18 protein-coding genes are annotated in these 18,618 nt (G+C 58.8%); 11 read left to right on the top strand and 7 right to left on the bottom strand.

Annotated features, from left to right (window positions below; all coding sequences use genetic code 11):
• Positions 1-77: 77 nt before the first annotated feature.
• The gene (locus PMW70_RS04135; RefSeq protein WP_271743971.1) at positions 78-1,439 is read left to right on the top strand and encodes an ABC transporter permease subunit; all 1,362 of its coding nucleotides are present in this window, start codon (positions 78-80) and stop codon (positions 1,437-1,439) included.
• Between the two features lie 12 nt (positions 1,440-1,451).
• Positions 1,452-2,204, top strand: a complete 753-nt coding sequence (locus tag PMW70_RS04130; protein WP_271743970.1) for an amino acid ABC transporter ATP-binding protein — start codon at positions 1,452-1,454, stop codon at positions 2,202-2,204.
• Between the two features lie 132 nt (positions 2,205-2,336).
• Here the strand turns inward: PMW70_RS04130 and PMW70_RS04125 are convergent, their stop codons facing one another.
• Both PMW70_RS04125 and PMW70_RS04120 read right to left on the bottom strand, forming a co-directional pair.
• Positions 2,337-2,756 (bottom strand): flavodoxin, encoded by a 420-nt coding sequence (locus PMW70_RS04125; protein WP_271743969.1) that lies wholly within the window; start codon positions 2,754-2,756, stop codon positions 2,337-2,339.
• A gap of 45 nt (positions 2,757-2,801) precedes the next feature.
• Positions 2,802-3,506, bottom strand: a complete 705-nt coding sequence (locus tag PMW70_RS04120; protein ID WP_271743968.1) for a DUF3793 family protein — start codon at positions 3,504-3,506, stop codon at positions 2,802-2,804.
• A 174-nt stretch (positions 3,507-3,680) separates the two neighbouring features.
• Here PMW70_RS04120 and PMW70_RS04115 point away from each other — a divergent pair, with 174 nt between their 5' ends.
• The 3 genes from PMW70_RS04115 (at position 3,681) to PMW70_RS04105 (ending at position 6,836) form a co-directional block, all read left to right on the top strand.
• Entirely contained in the window at positions 3,681-4,064 is a 384-nt protein-coding gene (locus tag PMW70_RS04115; RefSeq protein WP_271743967.1) for a heavy-metal-associated domain-containing protein, read from the top strand.
• Positions 4,065-4,337: 273 nt separating this feature from the next.
• Positions 4,338-5,579, top strand: coding sequence for a hypothetical protein (locus PMW70_RS04110; RefSeq protein WP_271743966.1), 1,242 nt, complete (start codon positions 4,338-4,340; stop codon positions 5,577-5,579).
• A 30-nt stretch (positions 5,580-5,609) separates the two neighbouring features.
• On the top strand, positions 5,610-6,836 hold the full coding sequence (locus PMW70_RS04105) for a hypothetical protein (protein ID WP_271743965.1): 1,227 nt from the start codon (positions 5,610-5,612) through the stop codon (positions 6,834-6,836).
• Here the strand turns inward: PMW70_RS04105 and PMW70_RS04100 are convergent.
• Positions 6,833-7,255, bottom strand: a complete 423-nt coding sequence (locus PMW70_RS04100; RefSeq protein WP_271743964.1) for a hypothetical protein — start codon at positions 7,253-7,255, stop codon at positions 6,833-6,835. The two genes, PMW70_RS04105 and PMW70_RS04100, sit on opposite strands and share 4 nt — an antisense overlap.
• Positions 7,248-8,774: a Y-family DNA polymerase gene (locus tag PMW70_RS04095; protein ID WP_416378075.1), complete on the bottom strand. Its 1,527-nt coding sequence runs from the start codon at positions 8,772-8,774 to the stop codon at positions 7,248-7,250. The genes PMW70_RS04100 and PMW70_RS04095 overlap by 8 nt, the downstream gene beginning before the upstream one ends.
• A gap of 200 nt (positions 8,775-8,974) precedes the next feature.
• Between PMW70_RS04095 and PMW70_RS04090 the strand changes: the two genes are divergently transcribed.
• Together PMW70_RS04090 and pgi are read left to right on the top strand one after the other, a co-directional pair.
• Positions 8,975-9,499, top strand: coding sequence for an iron-containing alcohol dehydrogenase (locus PMW70_RS04090; protein ID WP_271743963.1), 525 nt, complete (start codon positions 8,975-8,977; stop codon positions 9,497-9,499).
• 200 nt (positions 9,500-9,699) lie between these two features.
• The gene (gene pgi, locus PMW70_RS04085; protein WP_271743962.1) at positions 9,700-11,394 is read left to right on the top strand and encodes a glucose-6-phosphate isomerase; all 1,695 of its coding nucleotides are present in this window, start codon (positions 9,700-9,702) and stop codon (positions 11,392-11,394) included.
• Between the two features lie 99 nt (positions 11,395-11,493).
• Here the strand turns inward: pgi and PMW70_RS04080 are convergent, their stop codons facing one another.
• The 3 genes from PMW70_RS04080 to PMW70_RS04070 form a co-directional block, all read right to left on the bottom strand.
• The gene (locus tag PMW70_RS04080) at positions 11,494-12,804 is read right to left on the bottom strand and encodes a VirD4-like conjugal transfer protein, CD1115 family (RefSeq protein WP_271743961.1); all 1,311 of its coding nucleotides are present in this window, start codon (positions 12,802-12,804) and stop codon (positions 11,494-11,496) included.
• Entirely contained in the window at positions 12,797-13,414 is a 618-nt protein-coding gene (locus PMW70_RS04075; protein ID WP_271743960.1) for an ATP-dependent Clp protease proteolytic subunit, read from the bottom strand. Before PMW70_RS04075 ends, PMW70_RS04080 begins: the two co-directional genes overlap by 8 nt.
• A gap of 63 nt (positions 13,415-13,477) precedes the next feature.
• Positions 13,478-14,524 (bottom strand): hypothetical protein, encoded by a 1,047-nt coding sequence (locus tag PMW70_RS04070; protein ID WP_271743959.1) that lies wholly within the window; start codon positions 14,522-14,524, stop codon positions 13,478-13,480.
• Between the two features lie 615 nt (positions 14,525-15,139).
• On the opposite strand from PMW70_RS04070, the gene deoC reads away from it, so the two are divergent.
• The 4 genes from deoC (at position 15,140) to PMW70_RS04050 (ending at position 18,424) form a co-directional block, all read left to right on the top strand.
• Positions 15,140-15,814 carry a deoxyribose-phosphate aldolase gene (gene deoC / locus PMW70_RS04065; protein ID WP_271743958.1) on the top strand — a complete coding sequence of 225 codons (675 nt, stop codon included), beginning with the start codon at positions 15,140-15,142 and terminating at the stop codon, positions 15,812-15,814.
• Between the two features lie 149 nt (positions 15,815-15,963).
• Positions 15,964-16,806 (top strand): Cof-type HAD-IIB family hydrolase, encoded by an 843-nt coding sequence (locus PMW70_RS04060; RefSeq protein WP_271743957.1) that lies wholly within the window; start codon positions 15,964-15,966, stop codon positions 16,804-16,806.
• A gap of 64 nt (positions 16,807-16,870) precedes the next feature.
• Positions 16,871-17,530 (top strand): HAD family hydrolase, encoded by a 660-nt coding sequence (locus PMW70_RS04055; protein WP_334203908.1) that lies wholly within the window; start codon positions 16,871-16,873, stop codon positions 17,528-17,530.
• Between the two features lie 150 nt (positions 17,531-17,680).
• Positions 17,681-18,424 carry a GntR family transcriptional regulator gene (locus PMW70_RS04050; RefSeq protein WP_271743955.1) on the top strand — a complete coding sequence of 248 codons (744 nt, stop codon included), beginning with the start codon at positions 17,681-17,683 and terminating at the stop codon, positions 18,422-18,424.
• Positions 18,425-18,618 lie beyond the last annotated feature (194 nt).

The raw sequence follows: 18,618 nt of genomic DNA, 5'->3' as shown, positions 1-18,618 counted from the left end.
GAGAGGGCCTTTGCGCTTCTCTCGACGGATCGCGTTTCCGTCTTGTTTTGCCGGCAACTTCTACGATAGGAGCCACCTTGTCTCGATTGAACAAAGGGGCCACGGAGCAGTACTCTCCACTGCCCGCCTTACTCCATAAGCTAGCCTGCGCCATGGCCGTGGCGCTCGCGCTGGTGTGCGCGGGGGCGTATACACCCTCGACCGCCCAGGCGCTTGAGACCGCAAAGATTACTGCCCGACCCAATACCGGTTCGGGTAGCGACGTGGTCGGCGGTACCGAGACGCGCATTACCTGGGAGGTCCAGGCCGATGCCGATGAGGAGCTGAGTGGGCTTTCGCTGACGTTTGCCGACGGTACGACGTTTGGTGCCGATGACACGCGCCTGACGATGCTCTCGGGCGAGGACCTCATGGACCGTACGCCCATGAAACCCACGTGCAAGGCCGATGGCCAGACGCTCAAGATCGACTTTGGCGAGACGGCGCCTGCCGGCGGCTTTTTCCGAGTCGAGGTTTACGGCGTGACCTTCCCCGTCGAGGGCGGCGACGAGGCCTTTAGCGGCACCTATACCTTGGCCGACGGCTCAACCAAGAAGATCTCCAAGATGCCCTCGGTGGAGATTAAGGGCGTGACGGCATTCGATAACTTCCTGGCCGACCTTAAGGAGCAGCCGTGGGTCGAGGCGTGGAACTCAAATATGTTCCTGCGCTTGTTCTTGAACCCGGTTATTTTGGTCCAGAGCTTGCCGATCGTCTTCAAGGGCTTCCTCATGTCGCTCTCGATCGTGCTCGTGGCGTTTCCGCTGGCAATTCCCTTTGGCTTTGCGTTGTCGCTCATGCGCATCTCCAAGTCGCGCATCCTGCGCTGCCTTGCCGGCATCTACGTGAATATCATCCGCGGCACGCCGGCGTTCCTGCAGATCTATATCGCGTTCTTCGGCCTGCCGCTGGCTGGCGTCAAGGTGGACGATTATGTCCTGGGCGTCATCGTCATGGCCATGAACTCGTCCGCGTATCTGTGCGAGATCTTCCGTGCCGGTATTCAGTCGATCCCCAAGGGCCAAAACGAGGCCGCGCGCTCGCTGGGCATGAATGCCTTCCAGACACTGCTCTACGTGATGATTCCGCAGACGTTCCGCAATGTTTTGCCTACGCTGACCAGCGAGTTTATCCTGCTTTACAAGGATACGTCGCTGCTCGCGGCCGTGGGCGTGGTCGAGATCGTCATGAATGCCCGAACCATCGTGGCCACGACGGGCTCCATCACGCCGTATGTGGTTGCCGCCCTGTTCTATCTGGTCATCACCCTGCCGCTCGCTCGCTTGGTGAGCGGTCTTGAGGCGAGGCTGCTGGGTACGGCCGAAACCAAGAAGAAGCGTCCCGCCAAGAGCGCCGGACAGGTCGTCGCGACGCCCGCCGATCACATCGCTGGTCTGTAAGGAGGTCCTATCATGAGCGAAACCAATAACTCGAACGAGGTCGTCGTCAGTATCAAGAACCTCCAGAAGGCCTTTGGCGACAACGTGGTCTTGCGCGACATCGATCTTGATGTGCATAAGGGCGAGGTCGTCGTAGTCCTAGGTCCTTCGGGCTCGGGCAAGTCGACGATGCTTCGCTGCATCAATCGTCTGGAGCATCCCACGAGCGGCTCGATTGTCGTTGAGGGCGTGGACGTGTGCGCCAAGGGCGTCGACCTTAACAAGGTACGTACGCATTTGGGCATGGTGTTCCAGCAGTTCAATTTGTTCCCGCATCTGTCAGTCAAAAAGAACGTCATGCTCGCGCAGCAAAAGGTACTCAAGCGCAGCAAGGAAGAGGCCGAGAGGATTGCCATCGAGGAGCTGACCAAGGTCGGTCTTGCCGAGCGTATCGACTTTATGCCGAGCCAGCTTTCGGGCGGCCAGCAGCAGCGCGTGGCCATTGCTCGCGCCCTGTCGATGAACCCGCACGTGATGCTTTTTGATGAGGCCACGTCTGCGCTTGACCCCGAACTCGTCCGCGACGTGCTGGGCGTTATGCGCGATTTGGCACGTGATGGCATGACTATGATCGTGGTGACGCACGAGATGGGCTTTGCCCGCGATGTCGCCGACCGCGTTGTCTTTATGGACGGCGGCGTTATCGTGGAAGAGGGCACGCCGAGCGAGGTCTTCGACCACCCCAAGAGCGAGCGCACTAAGGCGTTCTTGGGCAATATCTCGTAGCGGCGCGTCGAGGTTGTCGATATAACAAACGGGGACCGGATGGTATCCGGCCCCCGTTTTTGTTTGGGCATGAGCGACTATTGTTGTGCGGTGCTCGGCTGTCAGTTGCCTTGCGACTTTCTGATGGCTTCGTTAGGCCAGCTCCGCTCCCAGAGCCCTGCAGGCCGCCTCGCCCTCATCGTCGGGGGCGTCGTAGCAAATGACGGAATCGACGACGTTGACACCCGCCTCGTCGGCGTCGGCCTTCCAGTTGTCCATCCACTCGCCCTCGGCCCACGAATAGGAGCCAAAGAGGACGACCTTCTTGTCGCCGAGAGTCTCCTTGACCTCGTCCCACATCGGCTGGAACTCATCGTACTCGAGTTCCTCGGAGCCCATGGCGGGGCAGCCGAAGGCGAAGGCGTCATAGCCGGTGGCCTTGTCGGCGGAGAAGTCGGCGCAGGAGATGACCTCGGCCTCGGCTCCGGCCGACGTCGCACCCTCGGCGACGAAGTTGGCCATGGCCTCGGTGTTGCCCGTGCCGCTCCAGTAGACGACTGCAATCTTGCTCATGTTTTGTCCTTTCGGTCGTGCGGCGCTTGCCGCGGTTTGTACGTTCTATCGGGTTGCCTGGGCAAGTTGCGCCAGGCTGCAGCCCTGCTGATAGATAAAAGTGAAGTATTGGGTGCAGGCACGGTAGGCATCAAACGTCGCAAGCGCTTGCTCGACATTTGCGTAGACCTTCCAGGCCCCAAAGACCTTGTAGTTCTCGCCGCGCTGGACGATAAACTCGTGCACGTCGTCGTAGGGATATCCAAGGAAGTAGCCTATTTCGTGCGGAAACTCGCAGGCGCAGTCGTTGTCGCAGTGGGCTTGATAGTCCAGTGCGCATCGGGTTTGGCCGCATGCGCATTCCGCGGCGTTATTGCTCGCGAGTGTGATGCGTGATGCCAGGTGTGCAAGGCATAGGGGCAGATTACCGGTATCGTAGCCCTCCTTGGCGAGTGCCGTTTTGGCGCGCGGGTCTGCAAGGTACGCAGCGAGGGCTTGGGGCCGGTACGCGTACACGAGCGCTCCGCAGGGGCGCCAGACTAAAACGCTCAAGTGGATGCCGAGCGGAGCAAGCTCGTGATTGCACTGGGTGATGACGTTGAGCAGGCGTGCTCGGCGATCTGCGATTGGCGAGGTCGCGCTCGAACCGTCCTGATGGGCGTAGACGCCGGGATAGGTAAAGAGCGATGCCGGTTTGATGCCCGCGAGCGTGGGGGAGCAATTGCGCACGACTGCCGCCTGAAACGTTGGGATGTCTATGGTTCGAGTCACGGTGCTCCTTACCGATTTAAACTGTTAGCCAAGGAAAACTTATACACGAAAGTAAGCCTTGGTCAACTAAAAAGTTTGAAGAGGGAAACTAATTGATCGAACGGACATGATTTTGCGTTAAGATGGGGACACCCCATGGGGGTATCTAGATAGGGCTACTTGAAAGGGGAACGCATGAGTGACTTGCTCAACCCTGCGAATCTCATCGTACTGGCCGTCATTGCCGTCGGCATGTTTTTTGGACTGCGTCGCATTGCCGCTTCGACACACGGGAAGAGTTGTTGCAGCGATGGTGCGAGCGGCAAGAAGGCCAAAAAGGTTGTTGTGACGGATACCGATGCGTCACACTATCCCTATAGCGATGAGCTGCTCATCGGCGGCATGAGCTGTGACGGCTGCGCTCAGAACGTAGCCAATGCCCTCAATGCGCTGGACGGCGTGTGGGCAACGGTGACGTATACGGACCACACGGCACGCGTGCGCTCTAAGCGCCCGGTTGATCGCGACACACTCGAGTCGGCGGTGAGGGGCGCGGGCTATTACGTTATGAAAATGTAGGCGTTGCCCTCTCCGGTGGGTACCAGCCTCCTGCCCATTGTGTCTATCGGCATCCAATAATTTGCGCAAAAAATAACCTTTAGATGCGGCAAAAGTGGAGTTTGGTGACGGTTTGCGCGGAATTCGCGACCAATCGAGCATCTATTAACCCGTCCAAAAAATTACAGGTGTATATTTATATGCTGATTATTGCTGTGCTCAGATTGCAATTAACCGTGGACAGAAATGAAAAATGCTAAAACTGGGCTTTAGGACAGGGGAGGCTATAGCCTTATGAGACGAGTGGGAACACTTGGCTTGGTGGCAGCGCTTGCCGCTATCTTGGTATCGCCGCTGCCGGCGCATGCCGAAGACGCTTCGGGTGCCGTTACCTACAATGCGGGAAATGGGTATTCCTTTGAGAAGCTCTCGCATCCTACGGTAGGAACGTCGCAGCCGGATGGTATCGTCGACTACCAGGGTGACGGCGCCGTTGCCGTTCCGGGCGCCGACGGTAACACGGCCAACAATGAAGGCGATCGCGGCCAGAGCTACACTTGGGCGGCTGCGAGCTATGGTGACTGGCTTTATGTGGGCACCTGCTATGCGGCGATGGGCAACACGCTTACGCTCATGAACGGAACACTGGGCGATTCCTTTGATGTCGAGACCATGCGCCTGACGCTGGAGGCCATGTTTAACGGCACCTTCTTCTATGGACAGCAGAAGGAGGACGGCACGGCCGACAAGGACAGCGGCGGCATCCTGGTCAAGATCAATACCAAGACCGGCGAGACCAAGCTGCTGCTCTCTGAATCGCTCAACGGCGTCGGTCCTTTGTTCCGCAATGCCGTGAGCTATAAGGGTAAGCTCTATTTCTGCGGCAGCGTCAGGACCAATGGCGGCAAAAGCGGCCTGCCTGCTGTATACGAGATCGACCCTAAGACGGATGAGTACAAAGTTGTCTATCAGGGCCTTTCGAGCATGCAGGATTACGGTGCTGCCTACAAGCAGGGCATTTCTACCGGTATCCGCGGCATGTGTGTCCATGATGGCCAGCTCGTCATCAGTAATGTGGGTAAAGACGCGGCCGGTAACTTTGTGTCGACAATCCTGACGTCGTCTGACCCGTCGAAGGGCCAGGACAGCTTCACCGAGATTGCCAACTCGGGCACGCTGTTTGGCTATCCGGCGATTCGCTATCAGGACAGCATCTACGGCGGCGCCATTTGGGATATGGTCTCGTACAATGGCCATCTCTATGCGACCATCTGCACCGGTACGCCCGAGAACGCTCCCGATGATAATTCCATGCAGTCGTTCGCTATGGTCCGTGGCGACAAGAACGCCGACGGCAGCTATTCGTGGACTCCCATTGTTGGCGATCAGGAGACGGACGGTGCAAAGTACTGCTTTGGCATCGATCCTGCCCGTACCCGTTCTGGCGCTGCTAACCTTATTGTCTACAATGGCTACCTCTATATCGGTGAATATAACGACGAGGAGATTGCCCTCGAGCGCATTCTCTTTAATTAGTCCAAATCTGACGAGAGCGGCAAGAGCGGCATGGGCGGCGTTGACTGCTCGTTTGTGAATGCCAATCTTGAGCAGTCGGTCAACATCTATCGCATGGACAAGGACGAGAACATGGAGCTCGTCGTTGGCGATCGCACCGACATGTTCCCCGAGGGCGGTATTTCCGGCCTGACTTCGGGCTTTGGCCGAAACGAGAACCAGTACATTTGGCGCATGCAGAAGTTCGACGGCAAGCTGTATATCGGTACCTTTGATACCGCGAGCCTGCTTGAGCCGATCGGCCAGTTCTCCAATGGCGACATTATCGATATGACGCCCGAGGAGTGGGACTCTCAGGTTCAGCGCCTTAGGGACCTGCTCGATCACCTGCTCGACAAGAAATCGCCTGACGACCCCATCGTTCCCGTGAACACGCCTGCGGACGATGATTCAAACGAGGCCGTCGAGGCCGATGACGAGAAGACTGAGGTTGCTAAGGGCTTTGGCGATCTGAGCGATGCGCTGGAGGATGCCACGGGCGATCTTTGCGATCAGACCGCGACGATGTCCCAGGACTTTGAGGACGACGCAGCTTATGTCCAGAAGATCGATGACGAGATCGCGTACTTCAAGTCCTTTGCCGACCAGTATCAGGACATGCTCGATAGCTATGAGAGCCTGAAGCAGCAGTACGAGGATGCCTATGGCACCGAGCTGCCGGGCGATATTCAGGATGCGCTCGATAAGCTGCTGAGTGCGGAGAACCTCAAGAAGCTTCAGAGTGTCCTTACGTGCATGTACTACCTGCGCGATGCGGAGCGCGGCTTTGATATGTATGTTACGGCCGATGGCGTGAACTTCACGACGTTGACGACCAACGGTTTTAACGATCCGTACAACCATGGTCTGCGCACCTTTGCCGTGACCAATCAGGGTCTGTGCCTTGGCACGGCCAACCCATTCAATGGTTGCCAGGTTTGGATTCAGCGCAAGGAGAACTCCGAAAACCCGGTCGATCCCGATCCGGATCCGACCGAGCCGAGCAAACCCAACCCGAGCAACCCCAACCCGAGCAACCCGTCGAATCCGGGTTCCACGGATAAGCCCAACGGGTCTACCAGCAGCACGACCACGGTTTCGAAGACCACGAAGAAGGCCGAGAAGTCGTCCCTGCCTGGCACAGGTGACTCGACCGCAGCGCTGGTCGCAGGTCTTTTGATTGCCGCTGTCGCCGTGCTCGCCGTTGCGTTTGGCCTGCGCAAGCGCTCTGGCCGCTAGGCTCGGCCGCGTAGCTCGATTTCTTGAATGTCGTCGAAGTTAATGGCGATATCCCTGAGTTTGAGCAGCTTGTATGCCGGCAGCACCTCGACCAGGATGCCGGTGCGGGAGCGATAGCCGTACGTATCGTAATAGGTCACGCGGAGCAGGTCTCCGCGCTTGAGGCCCTCGAGCTTTTTCGAAAGCTCGAGGGCTTTTTCTTCCGTAAGTTCGCATTTGGGCTCGACGGTGATTTCTTGCTTGCGTACGAGCTCGTAGTATCCCGTGAGGGCGGCGAAGGGCATAAACTGCGCGGCGCGGCCGGCGCGAACGGCGCCGTTGGCCGTGAGGTTGGGGTCGGCGGAGCGACGTCTCCCCTCGGGGTCGGCCAGGCGTTCAAAGGCGGTGGGCGGGCGCATGGGTTGCTTGGGTTTAGGCACGGTGTCCTCCGACCTGGTCGTTGCGTTCGCGTGCGGTGGCGCCAGCGGTAAAGCTCAGCCCCTTGACGAGCGCGTTTTTGCCGTATTTGCCCTTTACGGCCAGGACGGCACGGGCCAGCTCGCGCTCGCGCTCATCGGCCTCGACATCGCTGAATAAATCGATGGTGGCAAATTCCTCGGGCATGAGGTTGCCAAATCCCAGGTTGATGCGCTTGACCGGTCGTTTGGGATCGACAGTCTGCGCCCAGAGCTCATCGAAATAGCCCATGATTTTCTTAAACGAATTGGTGCGCTCGGGCAGCTTTCGCGAGGCGTTAGAGTGTGCAAAGAGTGCGGCGTAGCCACCGCGCGGTTTACCGCCATGCTCTCCCACAAAGATGCCATCGATTGCCTGCGCCTCACGTACCAGTCGGCGCCGTTCGTCATTGCGCTGGACGGGCTTGGGCGCACGGGGTGCGAGCTTAGGACCGGCGGTCGCGGTGGGTTCGATGCTCGACGTGCTCGAACGCAGGTGCCCGCATCCGTCCACATATTGCGCTGTGCCGCTGGCGTCGAGGCGGCGTATGTCGGCGCGCTCGCTCGCGTAGCCTACAAAGAGCGAGATGCTGTCGCACACCACGTGCTTATCGACTAAGCCCAGCACAGCGTTGTCGACCATCTCGCGCAAGACGGTGTAGGCCTGTTCGTAGGCATAGCCTTTCGATAGCACCTGTCCTGTGGTAGTTGAAGTTGCTTGCGGGCGATAGGCTTGGATATCGGCGATGGTTGTCGGCTCGCGCCCAAAGGCGTGGTCGATGAGATACTCGGCATTGACACCGAGCTCATCGTATAGCAGGTTTTCGTCGAGCGCGGCGACGCCCATCAGATCGTATACCCCGTACTTTTCGAGGCGGGCTGCCACGCCAGGCCCGATGCCCCAGATGTCGGTGATGGGGCGATGGGGCCAGATCTCCTTGCGAAAGGTCTCGTCGTCGAGTTTGCCGATGCGGCTGGGTACGTGCTTGGCGGTAATGTCGAGCGCCACCTTGGCCTGGAATAGGTTGGGGCCGATGCCGACGGTTGCCGTGATGCCGGTGCGCGCGAGGACCTCGTCGCGCAGCATGCAGGCGAACCCTTCGGCATTGGTGTGGTAGAGGTCTAGATAGGGCCTCACGTCGATAAAGCATTCATCGATTGAATAGACGTGAATGTCTTGCGGGCTCACGTATTCCAGATAGATGCCGTAGATTTGCGCCGACACCTCCATGTAGTGCTGCATGCGCGGCACGGCCTTGATGTAGTCGATGCCGTCGGGTATCTCGAACAGACGGCAGCGGTTGTGGATGCCGAGGTCCTTCATGGCTTGTGTGATGGCGAGGCAGATGGTCGTGCGTCCGCGCGATTCGTCGGCAACGACCAGGCACGTAGTGAGTGGGTCGAGTCCGCGGTCGACGCACTCGACGCTGGCGTAGAACGTCTTAAGGTCGATGCAGATATAGGTGTGACGCTCGTGCCCCACGCGTCCTCCCATCAAACACATGTTCTTATCGAATACTTGTTCGATAATACCTGCTCGTCCGGACACCGTCAAAACCTGTCCCTTTTTGGCAGGTATGGTCGTGCGGCTGCATCGGGTTTTAACGCAGCTCTAAAGAGTGCGAAACAGCTCGGAAAACCTTGCTTCGTAGCATGAGCCTAACGATTGATACCGCCTATACGCACGGAAGGGTTGTGGGAAAGATGGTCAACTATGGATTTGGTATGCCGACGCGCTTGGTTGCGGATGGGGACGTGGCTCGCTGGTGCGGGCGATTGGTTGCTCACTACGGTGGCACCAAGGCGCTGGTGGTGCTGGGCGGCGACAAGCATACGCGCGATGAGCTCGTCTCGGCGGCACTCGGCTCGCTTGATCGAGCCCTACTCGAGCGTGTACTTTTCCGCTGCGGCTCGGTTGAGGGTGCCGGGGGAGACGGGCTGGTTGACGAGGCCGTGGCCCTGGCGACCGACGAGGGCGTGGACTTTGTCCTGGCGATTGGCGATGCCGATACTGCCGGCTTTGCACGCGAACTCGCCCGTCGCATGGCGGCGCTCGATGCCGGCGAAGACGGCTTTGTCCCTTACGGATGCATTGTTTCGGAGGGCAAGGTGCCTGCTGCGGTGGGCGCCGGCGAGGTCCCCGTTTTTGCCATCATCGCGCCTGAACTGCTGGAGGGCATCGGGTCCCCCTTGCGCGAGCTACTCGGTAGCGTGTGTGCCGCGGCGTAATGACCTGCCAGGAAGGGACGGGTTTTTTGGTAGGTAAAGCGTTTGACCTGCCAAAATAAACCTGTCCCTTTTTGGTCGGTTGCCGTTTGGGGGCAGATTGATAACGCTCGCTGATTGTAGTCTTGACCTGCGCTAGAATAGTGGCATCTGAATATCCGGGCGCGCATGGAGGTGTGCGCCCGTATGCTGAGGAGGACTTTATGGCAACTGTTGCCGCACCTATCGACGCTACGTCGACCGCCGCTTGGAAGGCGCTCGAGGCCCATCAGGAGAAGCTCGAGGCCGAGGGTATCGACCTCAAGGCCTGGTTTGCCGCCGACGCCGAGCGTGTGAACAAGCTGAGCTTTGACGCTGGTGACCTGCACTTCGATCTGTCGAAGAACCTGGTGACCGATGAGACCGTCAAGCTGCTGTGCGATCTTGCCCGCGAGGTGAAGCTCGAGGAGCGCCGCGATGCCATGTTCTCCGGCGAGCACATCAACACCACCGAGGACCGCGCTGTTCTGCACACCGCGCTTCGCCGTCCGGCAAGCGAGAAGGGCCAGCTCATCGTCGACGGCCAGGATGTCGTCGCCGACGTGCACGAGGTCCTCGACCGCATGTATGCCTTTGCCGAGCGCGTGCGCTCCGGTGAGTGGAAGGGCGTTACCGGCAAGAAGATCGAGCACCTGGTGTCCATCGGCATCGGCGGCTCCGACCTGGGCCCGGTCATGGCTTATGAGGCTCTGCGTCCCTATGCCGACGCCGGTATCGATTGCCGCTACATCTCCAACATCGACCCCAACGACCAGGCCGAGAAGCTCAAGGGTCTGGATCCCGAGACCACGCTCGTGATCATCGTCTCCAAGACCTTCACCACGCTCGAGACCCTCACCAACGCTCGCGAGGTCAAGACCTGGATGCTCGAGCAGCTCAAGGCCCAGGGCGCCATCGACGGCTCCGATGAGCAGAACGCCGAGGCTGTGGCAAAGCACTTCGTCGCCGTTTCCACCGCACTCGAGAAGGTCGAGGCTTTCGGTATCGACCCGGCCAACGCCTTTGGTTTCTGGAACTGGGTCGGCGGCCGCTACTCCGTCGACTCCGCCGTGGGCCTGTCGCTGATCGTCGTGCTCGGCCCCGAGCGCTTCCAGCAGTTCCTTGAGGGCTTCCACGCCATCGACGAGTACTTCTGCAACACCCCGCTCGAGAACAACGCCGTCGCGCTGATGGGCCTGCTCAACGTCTGGTACGTCAACTTCTTCGGTTCCAAGAGCCACGCCGTGCTGCCGTACTGCCAGTACCTGCACCGTTTCCCGGCCTACCTGCAGCAGCTCACCATGGAGTCCAACGGCAAGCACGTCCGCTGGGACGGCAGCGCTGTGACCTCCGATACCGGTGAGATCTTCTGGGGCGAGCCCGGCACCAACGGTCAGCACGCCTTCTACCAGCTGCTGCACCAGGGCACCGTGGTGGTCCCGGCCGACTTTATCGCTTTCGCCAACACTGCCAACCCCGCAACCGATGGCGGTCAGGACGTGCACGAGCTGTTCTTGGGCAACTTCCTGGCCCAGACCAAGGCGCTCGCCTTTGGTAAGACGGCCGACGAGGTGCGCGCCGAGGGCACGCCCGAGCAGATCGTCCCGGCCCGCTGCTTTGAGGGCAACCGCCCGACGACCTCGATCTTTGGCGACACGCTGACCCCGTTTGCGCTCGGCGAGCTCATCGCCCTGTACGAGCACATCACGTTTGTCGAGGGCACGGTCTGGGGCATCGACTCCTACGACCAGTGGGGCGTTGAGCTGGGCAAGCAGCTTGCCAAGCAGATCACCCCGGCCTTCCATGACGATGCCGCCAAGGCCGAGCAGGACGCTTCGACCCAGGCACTCATCGAGTTCTACCGCGCTCACCGCAAGTAGTCTTTGTTGCTGAGATAGGTCATGCCGAAAGGGGCCCGTATCCGTTGGGATACGGGCCCTTGCTGTTTGCGGTCGAGTGTGGCGGACTGCGCGGCGTTGTTAGCGGGTTAATTCGACCTGCGTGGTGTCTCGCTGCGCTTCGGGCAGTTCCCCGTACAGCGGATGGTCTTCGAGCCTAAAGCGTTCGACCTGCTCGGGAGTGTGGCCGCGCACAAAGAGCCACGAGCGATCGATCGGCGTCGCCATGAGCGTGCTGGGCAGCGCGTCGGCGCGGTCGGAAAACACCTGGGCACTCTCGGGATCCTGGAAGGCCAATACCAGATGCGTGTCGCAGTTGCCCATGATGGAGCGAGCGCGCGCTTCGCCATAGAGCGCATCGAGCTGGTTGGTCGACTGCAGCAGCAGCGTTGCCCAGATGTTGCGGCTTCGGATAATCGAGAGCACGTTGTCGATCTGGGGGATCTGCAGATTTGCGAAGTCATCGAGCATAAAGCGCACGGGCACGGGCAGGCTGCCGTCGGGCTGCCTATCGGCCTCACGAATGAGGCCCATAAACGCCTGCGAAATAAAGAGGCCGGTCAGCGGATCGAGATTGCGGTCAATATCGCTCACGGTTACAAACAGGGCGCAGGGGGTGTGTCCCATGGAAGCGAAGTCCACCTGATGGCACTCACGATAGAGCTGTGCCGCACCGTCGAATCCCAGACACATGACCTTTTCGGCAAGGATGCCGACGATGCTCGCGTGCATGCGCTCGGCATTTTGCGTAATGGCGTAGCGCCGCCATAGCGAGAGGGCATAGCTTTGGGGGTCGGTCGTGATCAGGTCGTCAAACAATCGATCCGTGGCACCGTCCTGCAGGTGCTCGATCAGCTTGATGACCGAGCTGATCGTCTGCTCGTCGGCGGGTAGCTGTTCGGTGACGTAGGCGATAAGACACGACAGCAGGTTTGCCGCCGCATGATCCCAAAAAGGCTGGTTGTTGTCCTCGATGGGGCAGATGGCCTTTGCCACCGAGAGGATGTCCTGCTGGTTGGGCCCGCCGCCCGCCTTGCGGCGAATGTGCCTCAGGGGGTTGTAGCCGCAGCGCTCGATGCCGGGCGCAAGGGCCGGGACGGTGTTGAGGTCGGCGAAGTTGAGACATTGCACGCGGTAACCGTGGGCTGCCAGCACGGGTCCCACTTCGCGACAGAGCGTGCCTTTGGTGTCGAGCACGATGTAGCTTGCGTTCATTTGCAGCAGGTTGGGCTTGAGGACGTTTCGGGTCTTGCCGGCTCCCGAGGGGCCGATCACAAGTGCGTTGTTGTTGAGTCCCGTTTGGCGGGTGTCGCAGGAAAGCGTTCGATCCTTGGCGAGGATAGTGGACGATGCGGACTCAGATGCGGCGAGGCAGCTGGCGAGGTTAGACATGGGCGACCTCCTTGGTGGTCGAGAGGATTTCGTGGGCAAAGCCGAGCTCGACGGCGCGCTCGGCCGAAAGGTAGGTGTCTTTTGCAGTGAGGGACTGGATGCGCTTGGGCGTGAGGCCGCTGCGGTCCGAGAGGATTTGCGTGAGGGCCTTGCGGGTCTGCATGAGACGCCGGCTGGTTTCCTGCAGCGCAAGTGCCGAGCCGCCTGCCCCCTGGGGGATCAGCGGGTCGTGAATCATGAGCTCTGCATGGGGCGCCATACGGCGATCGTCGCCGCCCATAAAGATCACGGCGCCCATGGACGCGGCGAATTCCAGGCAGACGGTGCGGATGGGGCACGAAGCGAGGCGTATGGCGTCATAGATCGCAAGACCCGATCGCACGCTTCCGCCGGCGCTGGCGACAAATATGGTGATGGGGCGGCTGGGGTCGGTGGCATCGAGCAGGCGGATCTGTTGGCATAGGTCGTGGGCCATCGGGGTTTCGATGTTTCCCATGACGGAGAGCTCGCGACGGGCGAGCATCTCATCGTAAATGCTGGTGAGCGTGATACCTCGGGCGGATTCACGCATGGTGAGGGGGCTGATGATGGGGGAATGATTGGTGTCCATGAGGACTCCTTTCTGTTGGTTGCGTTGTGGAATAGGATTGTTGCCCGCGGAGGGGCTGGCGGGCTACAGGGTTCGTCCGAGTCTGAGATCGAGCTCGGTTGTGGGGCAGGCTGCCTGTTCGTGCGGCTCGCAAGCGCCAAGGGCTCCAAAGCGATGGAGAGTTGCGGCGGGCGTGGTGTAGGCGAGCCGCAGCTGATGCTCGACAGGGGCACATCCGTCATTTTTGTAATGAGCCGCGTAGTACTGCGCGATGCTGGCGTTCATCTCGCTGCCATTGCGATGGCGCTCAAACTGGCGTCTGCAGGTCTCGATGATCTTTGCTGCCGACTTGGGTGCCGTCGCGGGAACAAGGGCGAGATAGCCCTCAAATAGCTCGTTGATGCTCAGGAGGCACAGCAGGTCGATCAGCGTCCTTATGACTGCTCCCTCGGCGGAAAAGTGCGCGGTCATGCGGTTATATCGGTTGCGGTCGACGATGGTCACATGGGGTCTTGGAGTTTTCTGCTCCGTGGTCCCGGGCTTTTGCCGCGCCTGTGTATTGAGCTCGACGTTGCAGCGCTTGAGGCCGTCCAACGGAAGGAACAGTGCGGTGCGCAGGGTGTTCCGCTTGCTTTCGAGTTCATGACGTTCGTCGGGTTCCCATTCGAGCTTGAGTTTCGTGTCGAGCGCCGTAAGCATATGGGCTAGGCAGCCTACGGTAAGAACGTACGAATCGTTGTCGCGTTTTGGGGCATAGGGGTCTGTCAGCTTGCGAATGTCGGGGTCGCCCATGATCTTTGTGCAGCGCTTCAGCAGTTGAGGCTTGCCGGCCAAGATCGTCGCGAGCGGTAGCGACGCGTAGTTCTTGATGGTCGCGGCGGCAAAGGCGACGTCATATTCGTTTGCATATGCTCTCTCAATGCGGGCATCCAGAATGCTTTTCTTATCGCCGTCTTCAGCGTGGTGGTTTGTCATAGCTTCTCCAATCGGTTGATGTTCGTGCTGTTTGTTGATGTGTTGGTTGTCGTGAGTGATGTGCTTGCCGTGGGTGATGTGCTGACGTTGGGGTGCTATGCGGTTTTCAATGTGCCCGTGAGGCAGTTGCTGCAGGGGCGGGATGGAACGGCCCATGCAAGGCGGAAGGCATCGTGCTCAAAATCGAGACAGCAATGCCCGGGATACCTCACATGTGGCAGTTACCTCATTAAGTTGTCATTGCGTTTGGGGTTGTACTTTGCCGATCTTCCTTCTCTTACACGCTAAAACTCAAACTTCATATGCTCGATCTACTTAAAACCGCAACGGCGGTCTTTTATCAACTTATATGTCGGAACGCGTCTTTGCAAGTACTTTTTTGCGTTTGTTTCAAATGGGGTGGTTTTGCAACCGTCACGCGCCACGCTATGCGAACGTGCCCCGGCTCGGATAAGATGGTGCGATCGAGTTCTACCGCGCTCACCGCAAGTAGTCTTTGTTGCTGAGATAGGTCATGGCCGAAAGGGGCCCGTATCCCAACGGATACGGGCCCCTTGCTATTTGAATGGGCATGAGGGTGTATTGAGGGGGGCGCCTGGCTGTCGGCATCCGCATGCGGCGCCACTCGCTTTCCGTAAATATACTTCTACGGCTAATTTCATACCACTTACCGGAATGTGGACGCTGTCCTTGCGTATCGGGCGTACATTGAACGTGGTTTTTCGCGTGAAACCACAAATCGGTTGTCGGTCCTGAACAAGGAGGTTCAGCATGACGCTTGCCAAACCCATCAATAAATACATCGACTATATCGACGCTCCCGAGGACACATTTGAGCAGTATGTCGAGAAGGCGCTAAAGTACAACTTCCGTTGTGTATTTGCGAACCTGCAGGAGTACGAGACGGGTCGCGCAATGCTCGAGGGCTCTGACATCATCCTTGCCGGCGCTATCGACTTTCCCCAGGGCACTATGACGCTCGAGGAGAAGCTTGCGAGGTTTGAGGAATACGCTGCGTGCGGCTTTACCGAGATTGACTACGTTTTGAATCAGGAGTCGGTCGAGAACCGCGATTTTGATGCCATCGAGCGCGAGATGACTGCCATTGCTGATTTTTGTCGCGCGCATGGCATCACTGACAAGGTGATCGTCGAGATGTGCAAGCTGGACGGCGACGATGCCGCCAAGCACCGTGTGTGTGAGATTGCGCTGGAGGCTAAGCCGGGATTCCTTAAGACATCGACTGGCAGAAGCTTTGGCGGCGCTAAGCTCGAGGACGTGCGGCTGATGCACGAGGTGCTCGGCGATGCCGTGGCAATCAAGGCGGCGGGCGGTATCCATAATTACGAAGAGGCTTGCGCATTCATCGAGGCCGGCGCCAGCGCGTTGGGTGCATCGGCGGGCATCGCGATCGTCGAGGGTGCACCGACGGGGGAGCGCCGCTAGCAGACGTATTTGACCTGTGCGATAAAGCTTCACGACTACGCGCCGTTCATGTTCGGGACAATATGACTTTTTACCCGTTGCAAACAGCGCCGCCGTGGGTGTTCTGTATGATGGCTCAGACAAGGTTGCTCAATGACAGGGAGGCATATATGGCAATTAAAGCCATCGCAATGGATATCGACGGTACGCTCACCAACGACCAAAAGGTCATCAGCCCGCGCACGCGTGAGAAGCTGCTCGCGGCGCAGGAGTCGGGCATTAAGCTCATCTTGGCTTCGGGTCGCCCCGCATGGGGGCTGCACGCCTTGGCGCAGGAGCTCGACCTTCAGAACCATGATGGTTTGCTGGTGGCCTTTAACGGCGCTCACGTCGTCGATGCCCAGACCGATGAGGTGCTGTTCGATCAGGCTATGCCTGCCGACGAATTGCATCGCCTGATTGATTACCTGCAAAACTATGATGTGATCCCCATGATCTCGCTTGGTCGCAATTTGCATGTTGAGGATTCGTACCGCTGCATGATTACGCTGCCGGATGGCTCGCGGAAAAACATCGTCAAATACGAGCGCGATGCCTGCGACCTTAAGATCCGCGAGGTCGAGAGCTTGCATGAGGTCGTGGACGCTTATCCCGTGGACAAGCTGCTGACGGCGGGCGATCCGGCCTACCTGCAGGCGCATTACGAGGAGATGTATGCGCCCTTTAAGCAGGCGCTTTCGGGCATGTTTACGGCTGACTGGTACTTTGAGTACACGGCGCCCGGTATCGACAAGGCCCACGCGCTTGAGGGTGCCCTGCCCAAGCTCGGCATCGATGCCAGCGAGGTCGTCTCGTTTGGCGACGGCCAGAACGACAAGTCCATGATTGAGTGGGCCGGCACCGGTGTTGCCATGGGCAACGCCGTCGATGAGGTTAAGGCAGTTGCCCAGATGGTGACCGCCAATAACAACGAAGATGGCATTGCGGTGGCGCTGGATAAGCTGCTGGGTTAGAATCGCCGATTAATGCATGGTTTGGGCGCCTGCTTGCGGGCGCCCTTTTGTTAGGGAGGGTGCCGTGTCCGCATTTCCGTTCGACGCCGTTATCTTTGACATGGACGGTGTCATTGTCGATACCGAGTATTACTACCTGGGCGAGACTGCCGCGTTTGCCAAGGAGCTTGGGCTTAACCTGACTCAAGAGGAGTTGAATGGGCAGGTTGGTACCTCGCATCAGTTCTTCCTGCATATGCTGATCGATTGGTTTGAGCGTGCCGGTAAGGGGCATTTCACTGGCGAGGAAGCGTTGGCCCGTTGGGACGAGTGGGCGCATAAGCGTCCGCGCGACTATCAGGCTTTGATTAACCCGGGCGCCGTTGATACGATTCGAGAGCTGCCGCGCCGCGGCGTTCGCGTGGCGCTTGCCAGCTCGTCTCCCATGGATAGCATCGAGGAAGTGCTCAATGCGTGCGGGTTGTCGGATGCCTTTGAGTATGTGGTGAGCGGCGAGCAGTTTAAGGAGAGCAAGCCCGAGCCCGACATCTACCTGCATGCGCTGGACCTACTGGGGCTGCCCGCGAATCGCTGCTGCTGCGTTGAGGATTCGGTGCCTGGCATCACTGCCGGCAAGCGAGCCGGCCTGACAGTCATTGCCAAGCGCGAGGAGCGCTTTGGCTTTAGCCAGGATGCCGCGGACAAGATCATCGACCAGCTGCCGGAACTGCTCACACTTTCTTAGGAGCGTGGCAGTTGCGCGTTTTTCGGGTCTGATGAGTAAATGCCCGACATTTTAGTGCGTCAGCAAGCATGCTTTATGCTAATGCGGGCTCAAGGGCTTGTTGAATGCCCTTGAGCCCGCTTTAGACTTAATTGTGCTGGGAGAGGGTATATGCCACCGACTGAAGGGCTAACTGACGGTAAAGCAGCGATACCGCTGTACCAACAGGTTATCGATATTATTAAAAACGAAATCAACTCCGGTGCCTACAAGGCGGGCGAGCGGATACCCAACGAATTTGAATTAGCTGAGAGCTATAAAGTTGGCCGCGTTACCGTGCGACGCGCTATTGAGGAGCTCGTCCAGCAGGGCTATCTAACGAAGCGACAGGGGAAAGGCACGTTTGTCAATGCCCCCAAGCTCAAGCGTAAGATTCGCCAGAAGGATGACGTCCAGAGTTTTTCGGACGCATGCCGCGTTAATGGAATGGAACCGGGGGCGCGTGTCATTTCGAGAAAGATACTGCCGTCGGATTCCACCGAAGCACAGTTCTTTGGTGTTCCCGTTGGAACTGACTTGATTTGCGTTGAGCGCGTGCGTACTGCCGATGGCGTCCCTGTCATGCTCGAGAACAACATATATGTTTACGAGGACAACGCCTATCTATCAACGGCACCTCTATCTAACCAATCCATTTTTGAGTTCGTGCGCAACCGGACGGGCCGCACGCCCGCGTTTACCGACCCGTGCACGCTCGAGATCGCGTGCGCATCGCCCGAGGTCGCTCGGCTGTTGGCAGTTCCCGTTGGCGAACCCATGTTTTATATGGAAGCCTTCTTTTTCGATGAGCAGCGGCGGCCGTTTATCATCGGTCGTCAGCGGATCGTTGGGTCTCGCTACGTTTTTGACATCTAGGACATTGCGAATGGAAGCGCCCGGTGGATCATCTCACCGGGCGCTTCCATACCGTTCACGGCGCGAACGCAACCGTTCAACCGTGTCGCGGCAATCAGTTTGAAATTATCTTGATGAAGGAAAAAGCTGCTGGTAATCTATGGGACGTCATAGAACGTTTGCATTGTGCAAACGTTGAAGCGAGATGCGATGCA

The organism is Collinsella aerofaciens (assembly GCF_028209625.1).
GTDB classification, from domain to species: Bacteria; Actinomycetota; Coriobacteriia; order Coriobacteriales; family Coriobacteriaceae; genus Collinsella; species Collinsella aerofaciens_AM.
This window is presented reverse-complemented; position numbering and strand designations above follow the sequence as displayed.